Here is a 13951-nt window from a genome sequence, read left to right as displayed (position 1 = left end):
CCTGGACGGTGGTGCTGGCCACCGCCGAGGCGGGCGCCGAGGACGACTTCTTCGCCCACGGCGGCGACTCCATCCTTGCCGTACGGGTCACCGCCCGGCTCCGCGCGGCCTTCGGCCGCGCGGACCTCTCACCCCGGCTGCTGTTCACCCACCCCGTGCTGGCGGACCTGGCCGAAGCCCTCGGCGAGCCGGCCGGCTCCGCTCCCGCCGCCATCCCCGTCCTCGCGGACCCGGACGCCGAACCGCCGCTGTCCTACGCCCAGCAGCGGCTCTGGTTCCTCGACCGCTTCGAGCCGGGCAGCACCGAGTACACCACGCTGGCCGTGCTGCGCCTGCGCGGAGTGCTCGACCGCGCCGCGCTGGGCGCCGCGCTGGACGCCCTGGTCGAGCGGCACGAGGCGCTGCGGACCACCTTCGCCGAGCGGGACGGCCGGGCCCGACAGGTGGTGCGCCCGCCGCACCCGGTCGAGCTGCCCTGCGAGGACCTCGACCCGGCGGGCCTCGACGCGCTGCTGGAGCGGATCGCCGCCACCCCCTTCGACCTCGCCGCCGGGCCCCTGCTGCGGGCCCGGCTGGCCCGGTCGGCCGAGGACGAGCACGTGCTCGCGCTGGCGGTGCACCACATCGCCACCGACGGCTGGTCGATGCGGGTCCTGGGTCGTGACCTGGCCGAGCTGTACGCGGCGGCCCTGGGCGGCCGCCGCCCGGACCTGCCCGCACTGCCCGTGCGCTACACCGACTTCGCGGCCTGGCAGCGCGCCCGCACCGACCGGGCCGAGGCCGACCTCGCGTACTGGCGGCGGACCCTGGCCGGGCTGGCCCCGCTGGAGCTGCCCACCGACCGGCCACGCCCGGCGGTGCGAGGCCGGGACGGCGCCCTGGTCACCTTCACGCTGCCCGCCGAGTTGACCGCACGGCTGCGCGCGCGGGGCCGGGAGGCCGACGGCACCCTCTACACCGTGCTGCTGACGGCCTGTCAGGTACTGCTCGCCCGCTGGGCCGGGCAGCGGGACATCGCCGTCGGCACCGTGACCTCGGGCCGCGAGCACGGCGAACTCCACGATGTGGTCGGCATGTTCGTCAACACCCTGGTGCTGCGCGGCGAGGTCCGCCCGGAGTCGTCCTTCCGCGAGCTGCTGGCCGCCGCCCGGGCCACCGTCCTGGAGGCCCTCGGCCACCAGGAGGTGCCCTTCGAGCGCCTCGTGGACGAACTCCAGCCGGAGCGCGACACCAGCCGCACACCGCTGTTCCAGGTCATGGTGGCGCTGCACAACCTCGGCGCCGAAGTGCCGCGGCTGCCGGGCCTGGTGGTCGAGCCGGTCACCCCGCCGGTCCGGGGCGCCACCTTCGACCTCTCCTTCGACTTCGTCGAGGGCGACGGCGGCCTGACCGGCCACCTGGAGTACAACACCGGGCTGTTCGACCCGCGGACCGCCGAGAACCTGGCGGCCTGGCTGCGGACCCTGCTGGAGGCCGCGGCCGAGGACCCGACCACGGCCGTCGGCGACCTGCCCCTGATGACGGCCGCTCAGCGGCAGCAGGTGCTGGTGCGGGGGCGGGGCGAGCCGCTGCCCGCGGAGCCGGACACCACCTTCCCGGCCCTGTTCGAGGCTCAGGTCGCACGCACCCCGCACACCACCGCCCTGGTCGCCCGGGACGCCGTCCTCGACTACGCCGCCCTCAACGCCCGGGCCAACCGGCTCGCCCGCCACCTGGTCGCCCTCGGCGCGGGCCCGGAACAGCCGGTCGCGGTCCGGCTGCCGCGCACCTCGGACCTGCCGGTGGCGCTGTTCGCGGTGCTCAAGGCGGGCGCCGCCGTGCTCTTCGTCGACCCGGACCTGCCCGAGGAGCGGGCCGCCCTGCTGCTCGACGACGCCCGGCCGCGCACGGTGCTGACCGAGCGGACGCTGCGCGAGGTGCCCTGGGACGCGCTGCCCGACCACGACCTCACCGACGCCGACCGGACCTGCCCGCTGCTGCCCCAGCACACCGCCTACGTCGTCTTCACCTCCGGCTCGACCGGCCGGCCCAAGGGCGTGGCCGTCGAGCACCGGCAGCTGGTCAACCTCTGCCGGGACCACCGTGAGGAACTGGTCGCGCCGCACACCGCCGACGGCGGCCGGCTGCGGGTCGCGCTCAGCGCCTCCTTCTCCTTCGACACCAGCTGGGAGGGCCCGCTGCTGCTCGCGCTGGGCCAGGAACTCCACCTGATCGACGAGGACGTCCGGCTGGACCCCCAGGCGTTCCGCGCCCTGGTCGTCGAACGCCGACTGGACCTGGTCAACGTCACCCCCTCCTTCCTGCGCGAACTCACCGCCGCCGGACTGCTCGCGCCCGGTCCGCACCACCACCCCCGCCTGCTGCTGGTCGGCGGCGAGGCCCTGCCCGCCGCCACCTGGCGGGAGCTGTGCGCGGCGCACACCGACCTCGGCGTCACCGCCTACAACGTGTACGGGCCCACCGAGTGCACCGTCGACGCCACCTACGCCCGGTGCGCCGACCACCCCGGCCGCCCGGTCATCGGCCGCCCCGGCCGCAACCTGCGGGCCTACCTGCTCGACGGCGCCCTGCGGCCGGTCCCGCCCGGCATGCCGGGGGAGCTGTACCTGGCGGGCCCCCAAGTGGCCCGTGGCTACCTGAACCGGCCCGGGCTGACGGCCGCCCGCTTCCTCGCCGACCCCTTCGGCGCCCCGGGCACCCGGATGTACCGCACCGGCGACTCGGCCCGCTGGGACGCGAACGGGCAGCTGGAGTTCCTCGGCCGGGTCGACGAGCAGCTCAAGATCCGCGGCTTCCGGATCGAGCCCGGCGAGGTGGAGGCCGCCCTGCTGACCCACCCGGACCTCGCCGACTGCGCGGTCGCCGCCCGCGAGCACGCGGGCCGCACGATGCTCGTCGGCTACCCGGTGCCGGCCGGCGACCGGGTGCCGCCCGCCGACGAACTGCGGGCCTGGCTGCGGCGGACCCTGCCCGACCACCTGGTGCCCGCCGCGTTCGTCCCGCTGGCCCGCATCCCCCGCACCACCAGTGGCAAGACGGACCGGCGCGCGCTGCCCGCGCCGCCGAGCCGGCCCGACCGCGCCACCCCGTACGTCGCACCGCGTCCCGGCACCGAGCAGCGACTCGCCGCGATCTGGGCCCAGGTGCTGGGCGTGGAGCGGGTCGGCGCCCGGGACAACTTCTTCGCGCTCGGCGGCGACTCCATCCTCAGCATCCAGATCGTCTCCCGTGCCCGGGCCGCCGGGCTCGCGCTCACCGCCAAGGACGTCTTCCGGCACCAGAACATCGCCGAACTGGCGCTCAACGTCACGGAGTCGGTCGAGCGCCCGGACCCGGGCGAGAGCGCGCCCGGCGAGGCGCCGCTCACCCCGATCCAGCACTGGTACCTCGACGGCCGCCGCCCCGGCGACGCCCTGCGCTTCACCATGACCCAGCGCCTGGAACTCGCCCCCGGCACCGACCCGGAGGCCCTGCGCCAAGCCGTCCTGGCCCTCGTGGACCACCACGCCGCGCTGCGCACCCGCTTCCGCCACACCGAGGCCGGCTGGCGCCAGGAGGTGGCGGACCAGCGGCCGGAGGGCGTCCTCGGCCACCACGACGCGGTCGGCCTCGACGCCACCGCCCTCGAGGAGCGGGTGCAGCGGGCCACCGAGGAGGCCCAGCGCTCGCTCGACCCCGTCGAGGGCCGCACCGTGCGCGCCCTGCACTTCGACCGCGGCGGGCAGCTGCCCGGCCAACTCGTCCTCACCGTCCACCACCTGGCCGTGGACGGGGTCTCCTGGCGCATCCTGCTGGCCGACCTCGAAACGGCCTACCGCGCGGCCCGCACCGGAGCGCCGGTGGAACTGCCGTCGGCCGGCACCGCCTACGGCCACTGGGCCACCCGGCTGGAGCGGCACACCCGCGCCGGCGCCCTGGACGGCGACGCCGCCCACTGGACCGCCACCGGCACGGCCCCCGCGGGCCTGCCCGCCGGCCGGCCCGCCCCCAACACCCACGCCACCGCCGCCACCGTCACCGTCACGCTGGACGAGCGGACCACCGAGGCCCTGCTGCGCGACGTCCCCGAGGTCTACCGCACCCAGGTCAACGACGTCCTGCTCAGCGCCCTCGGCCGCACCCTGGCCCGCTGGTGCGAGCGGGACACCGTGCTGGTCGGGGTGGAGGGGCACGGCCGCGAGGACCTCTTCGAGGACCTGGACCTGTCCCGGACGGTCGGCTGGTTCACCGCCGAGTTCCCGCTCGCCCTGCACGTCGATCCCCAGGCCGGCTGGCACCACACCCTGCGCTCGGTCAAGGAGCAGCTGCGCGCCGTCCCGCTGCGCGGACTCAGCTACGGCGCGCTGCGCCACCTGCGGTCGGACAGCCTGCCGACCGGCCACGCCGCGCCGCAGGTCGGCTTCAACTACCACGGCCAGTGGGACGGCCGCGGCGGCGCCGACGGCCTGGTCCGCGGCCAGCTGCCCCCGGCCGGCCGCGACAGCGACCCGGACGAGCCCCGCCCCTACCTGCTGGAGGTCACCGGCGTCGTCCAGGACGGCCGCCTCGAACTGGGTTGGACCTACCCCACAGCCGTCTACGACGAGGCCCTCGTACGCGGCCTCGCCGAGCAGATGCGCGCCGCGCTGCGGGAGGTGGCGGAGCACTGCTCCCGCCCCGGGGCCGGCGGCCGCACCCCGTCGGACTTCCCGCTCGCCGGCCTCGACCAGGACCGGCTGGACCGGCTGGTCGGCGACGGGCGCGAGGTCGAGGACGTGCTGCCGCTGACCCCGCTGCAGTCCGGCATGCTCTTCCACGGGCTGGTGGACACCGACGGCGCCTACGTCGACCGGGTCGCGGTGCGGCTGGCCGGCGTCGCCGACCCGCGGGCCTTCGCCGACGCCTGGCAACGGGTCGCGGACCGCACCCCGGCACTGCGCTCCAGCGTGCGCTGGCGCGGCCTGCCACACCCCGTCCAGCTGGTCGCCCGCCGCGCCGTGCTGCCCGTCAGCCACCGGGACTGGCGCGAACTGGCGTCGGAGCAACGGGAGTCGGCGGCCGAGCGGCTGCTCGCCGAGGACCGCGCCGCCGGGCTGGACCTCTCCACCGCTCCGCTCACCCGGCTCACCCTGGCCGCGCTGCCAGGCGACGAGGTGCTGCTGCTGTGGTCCACCCACCACATCGTCCTGGACGGCTGGAGCACCGGGCAGCTGCTCACCGAGGTCTGCGAGGAGTACGCCGCGCTCACCGGCGGCCCCCAGGCTCCCCGGCCGGTCCGGCGGCCGTTCGCGGACTTCCTGGGCTGGCTGCGTGAGCAGGACCAGGACGCGGCCGAGGACCACTGGGCCGACGCCCTGGCCGGATTCACCGAACGGACCCCGCTGCCGTACGACCGCCCGCCGGTCCAGGCCCACCGCGCCCGGGCCACCGCCGCCGTCCACCGCGAACTGGACGAGGCGCTGTCCCGCCGGCTGCGGGAGAACGCCGCCGCGGCCGGACTGACCGTCAACACCGTGGTGGAGGGCGCCTGGGCCCTGCTGCTGGCGCGCTACGGCGGTGGCGACGACGTGGTCTTCGGTACCACCGTGTCCGGGCGCCCGGCCGAACTGCCCGGCGTGGAGTCGATGATCGGCCTGTTCATCAACACCGTGCCGACCAGGGTGCGGACACCTTCCGGCGATGTGCTGCCCTGGCTGCGGGACCTGCAGGAGCGGCAGAGCGACGGCCGTCGCCACGACCACCTGGCGCTGTCCCGGATCCAGGCGCTGAGTGAACTGCCCGCCGGGGAGGCGCTGTTCGACAGCATGCTGGTCTTCGAGAACTATCCCGTCGACGAGTCGGCCGCGGCCAGGACCGGCGTCCGGGTGGTCGAGGTGCGCGCCGACGACGCCACCACCTTCCCCTGGTGCCTGCGCGCCCACCTGACCGAGCGGCTCGGCTTCGACCTGGCCTACGACCCCGGGCTGTTCGACCACCGGACGGCCCAGGACGCGGCGGACCGCCTGGCCCGCCTGCTCGGCGCCCTCGCCGAGGGCCTCGCGGGCGCCATCGACGACCTGGACCCGCTCACCCCGGCCGACCGGCAGCTGCTGGCCGCCTGGCACCCCACCGCCCGTCCGGCGGCGCCCGGCAGCCCGCTGACGCGCTTCGCCGAGCAGGCCCGGCGCACCCCCGACGCGCCCGCGGTGCGCGACGGCGCCCGCGAACTGACCTACCGCGAGCTCGACCACTGGTCGGACCGGGTGGCCGCCCGGCTGCTGGCCGAGGGCCTGGCGCCCGAGGCCCGGGTGGCGCTGCCGATGGACCGCTCGGCCGAACTCGTCGTCGCCCAACTGGCCGTCCTCAAGGCGGGCGGCGCCTACCTGCCGGTCGACCAGCGGGCCCCCGAGGAACGCCGCCGCGCCCTGCTCGCCCGGGCCGGCGCCGCCCGCCGGCTCACCGCCGAGCAGGTCGCCGCCGCCCGCGAGGAGGCGGCCGGGTCGGCGCCGGCCCTGACGCCGGCCGACCCCGACCGGCTGGCCTACGTGATGTTCACCTCCGGATCCACCGGGGAGCCCAAGGCCGTCGCGGTACGGCACCGCGACGTGGCCTCGCTCGCCACCGACAGCCGCTTCGCCGACGGCCGGTGCGAGCGGGTCCTGCTGCACTCTCCGGTGGCCTTCGACGCCGCCACCTTCGAGGTCTGGGCACCGCTGCTGAACGGCGGCTGCGTGCTCGTCGCCCCCGACGGGCCGGTGGACGCCGCGCTGCTGCGCAGGCTCGCCGGGGCCGACGGGCCGACCGCGCTCTGGCTCACCGCCGGACTCTTCCGGCTGCTCGCCCAGGACGCGCCGGACTGCTTCGCGGGCCTGCGGACGCTGTGGACCGGCGGGGACACGGTGCCCGCCGCCGCGGTCCGCCGGGTCCTGGCGGCCTGCCCCGGGCTGACCGTGGTGGACGGCTACGGGCCCACCGAGACCACCACCTTCGCCACCTCCTTCGCCCTCACCGAGGCGGCGGCGGTGCCCGACACCGTGCCCATCGGCCGCCCCCTGGACGACCGGCGGGTCCACGTCCTCGACCGGCGCCTGCGGCCCGTCCCGCCGGGCTGCGCGGGCGAACTGTACGTGGCCGGCGAGGGCGTGGCCCGCGGCTACCTGGGCCGGCCCGGCGAGACCGCGGCCCGCTTCCTCGCCGACCCGGCCGGCCCGCCCGGTGCCCGGATGTACCGCACCGGCGACCTGGCCAGGCGGCGGCCGGACGGCGCCGTCGAATTCCTCGGCCGCGCCGACGACCAGGTGAAGATCCGCGGCTTCCGGGTCGAACCCGGAGAGGTGGAGGCCGCGCTCGCGGCCCACCCGCGGGTCGCCGACGTCGCCGTGGCCGTCCGCGAGGACCACTCCGGCGCCAAGCGGCTGGTCGCCTACGTGGTCGGCCCGGCCGGAGCCGACCCGGAGGACCTGCGCGCCTTCGCCGCCCGCACACTGCCCGACTACCTCGTCCCCGCCGCCTTCGTCCCGCTCCCCGCCCTCCCGCTGAGCCGCAACGGCAAGGTCGACCGGCGCGCCCTCCCGGCGCCGGACCGGGAGCACGGCACCGGACACCGCGAGCGGGTCGAGCCGCGCACCGAGGCCGAGCGCCGCGTCGCCGAGGTCTTCGGGGAGGTCCTGGACACCCCGCCGCCCGGCGTGCGGGACGGCTTCTTCGAACTGGGCGGCGACTCCATCCTCAGCATCCGGCTCGCCGCCCGCCTGGCCGAGGCCTTCGACGCCGACCTCACCCCCCGGGCGGTGTTCGACCACCCCACCCCGGCCGGCCTGGCCCGGCTGCTCACCGAGGCCCAGGGCCGCCAGGGCCGCCCGGCCGTCGTCCCGGTCGCCCGGGACGGCGCGGCGCCGATGTCGTACGCCCAGCAACGCCTCTGGTTCCTGGAGGAGTTCGCCCCCGGCGGCGCCGAGTACGTGACCGCGCTGGCGCTGCGCCTGCGCGGCGCACTGGACACCGGCGCCCTCGGCGCGGCCCTGCACGCCCTGACGGCCCGCCACGAGTCGCTGCGCACCACCTTCGACAGCGTCGACGGCCATGGCGTCCAGCTGGTCCACCCGCCACGCGAGGTGCCGATGGACCTGCACGACCTGTCCGAACTGCCGGAACAGGAGCGGGAGTCGGCGCTGCGCGGGCTGCTCGCCGCCGAACGCGCCCGCCCCTTCGACCTGCGCCGCGGACCGCTGCTGCGCACCGGCCTGGTCAGGCTGGCGGACGACGACCACGTGCTGGCCCTGACCCTGCACCACATCGTCACCGACGGCTGGTCGACCGCCGTCCTGCTCACCGACCTGGCCCACCTCTACCGCGCCGAACTCGACCCGGGGGAGACCGGGCCGGCGCCGTTGCCGGTGCATTACGCCGACTACGCGCACTGGCAGCGCGCCGCCGTCGACCCCGGCGACGGCCAACTCGCCTACTGGGCCGGGCAACTGGCCGGCGTCGAGCCGCTGCGCCTGCCCGTCGACCGGCCCCGGCCCGCGGTGCGCACCAGCAACGGGGCCACCGCCCGGGTGGACCTGCCCGCCGACACGGCCCGCCGGCTGGCCCGGGTCGGCCGGGACCGGGGCGCCACCCTGTTCACCACTCTGGTCGCCGCCGCCCAGGCCTACCTCGCCCGGCTCAGCGGCGACCAGGACATCGCCGTCGGCACCGTCACCTCCGGGCGCGACCGGCCCGAGACCCAGGACCTCGTCGGCTTCTTCGTCAACACCCTGGTGCTGCGCTCCCGGGTCGAACCCCGGCAGCCCTTCACCGACTTCCTCGGCGAGGTGCGGCGGACCGTCCTGGACGCCTTCGCCCACCAGGACGTGCCGTTCGAGCGCGTGGTGGACGAGCTGCAGCCGGTGCGCGACACCAGCCGCAGCCCGCTCTTCCAGGTCCTGGTCGTCCTGCAGAACACCCCCTCGGTCGACCTCGACCTGCCGGGCCTCGCCGTGACGGACGTCGAGAGCGAGTCCACCCAGGCGGCCTTCGACCTCGTGCTCGAGTTCGCCGAGACGGACTCCGGCGCGCTGCACGGCCTGCTCACCTACAACACCGACCTGTTCGACCCCACCACGGCCGAGCGGATGGCCGACCAACTCGGCACCCTGCTGACCGCCCTCGCCCAGGACCCGGCGCTTCCCGTCGGCGCGCTGCCGCTGGCCGGTGCGGACGAACTCGCCGCCGAGCTCGACCGGGCGCGCGGCACCTTCCGTCCGGTGCCCGAGGCGACCCTCGCCGAACTGTTCGAGCGTCAGGCCGCCCGCACCCCCGACGCCCCGGCACTGCTCGACGGCGAACGGGAACTGAGCTACGCCGAGGTGGACCGGACGGCCAACCGGCTCGCCCACCAGCTCATCCGGAGCGGCGTCGGACCGGAGCGGCTGGTTGCCCTCGCCCTGCCCCGCGGCGCGGCCGCGGTGGTCGCGCAGCTCGCCGTCGCCAAGGCCGGCGCCGCCTTCCTCCCGGTGGACCCGGACTACCCGGCGCCGCGGCGGGAGTTCATGACGCGCGACGCCGGTGCCACCGTGCTGCTCGACGACCCGGCCGGGGTGTGGACGGCGGACGGGCCGCAGACCCCGCCCACCGACGCCGACCGCACCCGCCCGCTCAGCCCCGGACACCCGGCGTACGTCATCTACACCTCCGGGTCGACCGGGACGCCCAAGGGCGTGCTGGTGACCCACCGCGGACTCGCCGCCTTCGCCGCGGCCGCGGCCGAGCAGTACGCCGTAGGCCCGGGCGACCGGGTGCTCCAGTTCGCCTCACCCAGCTTCGACGCCTCCGTGCTGGAAGTGTGCGTCTCCCTGCTCAGCGGGGCCGCGCTGGTCACCGGGGAGGAGGGGCCGCTGGTCGGCGAGCGGCTGGCCGAGGTCCTGGCCGGGCGGCGGATCAGCCACACCCTGATCCCACCGGCGGCCCTGGCCACCGTGGACCCGGAGACGGCCGACGCGCTACCCGCCCTGCGCACCCTGATCGTCGGCGCCGAGGCCTGCCCGGCCGACCTGGTCGACACCTGGGCCCCCGGCCGCCGGATGGTCAACTCCTACGGCCCGACCGAGGCCACGGTGGTCGCCACCTGGACCGGCCCGCTGACAGCGGACACCGGCACCCCCGCGATCGGCCGCCCCAGCGGCGCCACCCGCGCCTACGTCCTGGACACCGCCCTGCGGCCCGTACCGCCCGGCGTGACCGGCGAGCTCTACCTGGCCGGACCAGGCCTCGCCCGAGGCTACCTCGGCCGCCCGGGGCTGACCGCCGGGCGCTTCCTCGCCGACCCGTACGGCGCGCCGGGCGAACGCATGTACCGCACCGGCGACCTCGCCCGCCGCGGCGCCGACGGCCAGCTGCGGTTCGCCGGCCGCGCCGACGACCAGATCAAGCTGCGCGGCTTCCGGATCGAGCCGGGGGAGATCGAGAGCGCGCTGCGCCGCAGCCCCCTGGTGCGCGACGCGGTCGTCACCGTCCGCGCCGACGCCCCCGGCGGCGGCCGGCTGGTCGCCTACGTCGTCCCCGCCGACCCGGCGGAGGAGGCCCCCTCCGCCCTGGAACTGCGCGCCCACCTGGCCGAGTCGCTGCCACCGCACCTGGTCCCGTCGGTGTTCGTGCCGCTGGAACGGCTGCCGCTCACCCCGAACGGCAAGACCGATCGGCGGGCCCTGCCCGACCCCGGGCCGGCCCAGGGCGCGGCCGGTCCGTACCGCGCGCCGGGGACCGACACCGAACGCCGGATCGCCCGGATCTGGGCCGATGTCCTGGGCATCGAGGAGGTCGGCGCCGACGACAACTTCTTCCTGCTCGGCGGCGACTCCATCCTCAGCATGCAGGCGGTGTCGCGGCTGCGCCGGGACGGCCTGCACCTGGCCACCCGGGACCTGTTCACCCACCAGACGGTGGCCGAACTGGCCACCGTCGTGCGCGACGCCCCCGAACCCGGCGACGACGGCCCGGTGACCGGCGACGTGCCGCTCACCCCCATCCAGGAGTGGTTCCTCACCACCCCGCGCGCGGCCCACCACCACTTCAACCAGTCGACGCTGCTCGAACTCGGCGCCGACCCGGACCCGCGGGCGCTGCGGGCCGCGCTGGACGCCCTGCTGGAGCACCACGACGCGCTGCGGATGCGCTTCACCCGCGAGGAGACGGGCTGGCACCAGTTCAACCCGCCGCCGGCCCGCACCGACGACCTCCTCGTCCGCCACGACCTGACCGGCCGGTCCGCCGAGGACGCCGAGGCGGCCATGGCCAAGGCCGCCGACGAGCTGCACGGCGGATTCGACCTGGCCCGGGGCCCGTTGCTGCGGGCGGCCCTGTTCACCGGCGCCCCGGGCCGCCCGGCCCTGCTGCTCCTGGTCGCCCACCACCTGGTGATCGACGCCGTCTCCTGGCGGGTGCTGCGGGACGACCTGGAGAGCGCCTACCGGCAGGCCGTCCAGGGCGCCACGATCACCCTGGGGGAGCGCGGCACCTCCTTCCGGGAGTGGGCGCAGCGGCTCGCCGCCCATGTCGCCGAGGGCGGTCTGGACCACGAACTGCCGTACTGGGAACAAGCGGTGACCGCCCACCCGGCTCCGAGTTCACCCGCCGGGACCGCCGCCGAGCCCGCTGCGGTCGAGCCCGCCGCGGTCGAGACCGCGGCCGTCGAGACCGCGGCGGTCACCGTGGAACTGGACGAGGCGGACACCGAGGCGCTGCTGCGCGCCGCCCCGGCGGCCTACCGCACCCGCGTCAACGACGTGCTGCTGGCCGCCCTCGCCCTGGCGCTGGCCCGTTGGACCGGGCACCAGCGGATCCGGCTGGACCTGGAGGGCCACGGTCGCGAGGACGTGCTGGACGGCGTGGACCTGTCCCGCACGGTCGGCTGGTTCACCACCGTCTACCCGGTCACCTTCCAGGTCCCCGCCCCCGAGGACCTCGCCCCGGACCGCGACTGGCGCGCCCTGGTGAAGTCGGTCCGCCGCCAGCTGCGCGAGGTGCCGGGGAACGGACTGGGCTTCGGCGCCCTGCGCACCTTCGGCCCGCCCGAGGTCCGCGAGCGCCTGGCCGCCGGCGTGCACGGCCAGGTCGTCTTCAACTACCTCGGCCAGTGGGACGCACGCCCCGAGGCCGCCGGGGACGGCCTGGTCCGGGCCGAACTCGGCTCCTTCGGCCAGGACCACGACCCCCGCGACGGCGGCTCGCACCCGGTCGAGGTGGTGGGCGCGGCGCAGCACGGCCGTCTCGCCTTCACCTGGCACCACCGCCCCGCCGTCCACGACACCGCGACCGTGCGGCGGGCGGCCGAGGAGTTCGCCGCCGCGCTGCGCCACATCGCCCGGCACGCCCGGGGAGGACGGTGACCACCGCCCACCCCGGTCGGACCGCCTGAAACACACCGCCGATGAAGAACCGACGATGACGAAGGAGCAAGACATGGACGAGAACACCCGTTACCAGGTGCTGCGCAACGACGAGGAGCAGTACTCCCTCTGGCCCGTCGACATCGAGGTGCCCGCCGGCTGGCAGCCCGTCGGCAAGGAGGGCACCGAGGCGGAGTGCTCCGCCTACGTCGACGAGGTGTGGACCGACATGCGGCCGCGGAGCCTGCGCGAGCGCATGGAGAACGCCGAAGCCTGACGTGACCGTCCCACGACAACCCCCGAGGAGCTCACCGTGACCCCCGTGCTGCGCACCGAACACCTGGAGTTCATCCCCTACCGGCCCGAGCACGAGGACGCCTTCGTCTCCCTCCTGCGCAACGCGGAGGTGTGCCGCTGGATGGGCCAGGACCTCGTGCCCGAGCCGCAGATCCGCACGCTGTTCAAGGCGATCCTGACCGAGGTGTACCCCAAGGAGATCTTCGACGTGTGGGGCCTGTGGCTGGACGGCGCCTACGCGGGCCACGCGGAGGTGAAGCGGACCGGCAACGTCGACGGCCATGAGCTGATCGCCGCCCTCGTCCCGGAGTTCTGGGGCCGGGGCCTGGGCTCCGAGGTGGTCCGCGGCCTGATCCGCTACGCCGCCGACGAGCTCGGCCTCAAGGAGGTCTACGGCCTGGTGGGCGCGGAGAACACCCCGAGCCTGGCGATGTGCGAGCGGCTGGGCTTCCGGCACCTGCGCGACTCGGTCGACGAGGACGGCTCGGTGGCGAAGGTGGTGGTCATCGCCACGGCCGACGTGAGGTGATCCGGTCGGCCCGAGGCGTGGTCCGGCCCCCGGCGCGTTCCACTGCGCCGGGGGCCGGACGGCTCCCGTTCGGTCGTACCGGCGCCGGAAGCGGGGGCGCGGCGCCACGGGCCCGACTGCCGTGGCCGGGCCGGAGGGTCGCCGCGCTCGACGACCCGCTGCGGGCGGGCGTCGACGGCGTCACCGGGTGGCCGGGCCGAGGTGGGCGTCCAGGGTGGCGCGCAGCAGCGGGTCGATGTCCGTACCGCCGGTGACGAGCCGCAGGCTGCCCCAGGCGCGCAGTTGGGCGAGGCCGTGCAGGTTGGCCCAGAGGGCGGCGGTGGCGGCGGTCGGGTCATCACGCTGCGGGTGGACCTCCGCGATCAGGCCGGCGAAGGTCAGGAACAGCGGCAGGGTGGTGCGGCGGAGTTCGGCGCCGCTGCCCTCCAGCAGATCGTGACGGAACATCAGCTCGAACATGCCGGGGTTCGCCGCAGCGAAGCCGAGGTAGGCGCGGGCGAGGGTGTCGATGCGGGTGCGCGCGTCGGCGCCGCTGGTGGCGACGAGGGCGTCGGCGCCCGCGAGGCAGTCGGTGAGCTTCCCGAAGCCGTGCCGGGCGATGGCGGCGAGCAGGTCGCGGTGGGTGGCGAAGTAGCGGCGCGGCGCTCCGTGCGAGACCCCGGCGTGGCGGGCGATCTCGCGCAGGCCGAGCGCGTGCACGCCCTCCCGCGCCACCAGCTCGACGCCGGCGGCCACCAGCCGGGCGCGCAGGTCCCTGTCCTGATCAGTCATGGACACTGTCTACCAGCCGGTAGTAGAC

At 76.2% G+C, this 13951-nt stretch carries 4 protein-coding genes; 3 read left to right on the top strand and 1 reads right to left on the bottom strand.

Annotated elements, in window-relative coordinates; genetic code table 11:
- The first annotated feature begins 11 nt into the window (after window positions 1-11).
- The 3 genes from ACFVWU_RS41900 (at window position 12) to ACFVWU_RS41890 (ending at window position 13152) form a co-directional block, all read left to right on the top strand.
- Window positions 12-12326 (top strand): amino acid adenylation domain-containing protein, encoded by a 12315-nt coding sequence (locus tag ACFVWU_RS41900; protein ID WP_387631316.1) that lies wholly within the window; start codon window positions 12-14, stop codon window positions 12324-12326.
- A 73-nt stretch (window positions 12327-12399) separates the two neighbouring features.
- A complete protein-coding gene (locus ACFVWU_RS41895) occupies window positions 12400-12603 on the top strand; it encodes an MbtH family NRPS accessory protein (protein ID WP_043505857.1) in 204 nt (67 codons plus the stop codon).
- 36 nt (window positions 12604-12639) lie between these two features.
- A complete protein-coding gene (locus ACFVWU_RS41890) occupies window positions 12640-13152 on the top strand; it encodes a GNAT family N-acetyltransferase (protein ID WP_387631314.1) in 513 nt (170 codons plus the stop codon).
- A 180-nt stretch (window positions 13153-13332) separates the two neighbouring features.
- Here the strand turns inward: ACFVWU_RS41890 and ACFVWU_RS41885 are convergent, their stop codons facing one another.
- The gene (locus ACFVWU_RS41885) at window positions 13333-13923 is read right to left on the bottom strand and encodes a TetR/AcrR family transcriptional regulator (RefSeq protein WP_387631311.1); all 591 of its coding nucleotides are present in this window, start codon (window positions 13921-13923) and stop codon (window positions 13333-13335) included.
- Between the last annotated feature and the right edge of the window lie 28 nt (window positions 13924-13951).

It is taken from the genome of Kitasatospora sp. NPDC058190, from assembly GCF_042883685.1.
Taxonomy (GTDB): domain Bacteria; phylum Actinomycetota; class Actinomycetes; order Streptomycetales; family Streptomycetaceae; genus Kitasatospora.
This window is presented reverse-complemented; position numbering and strand designations above follow the sequence as displayed.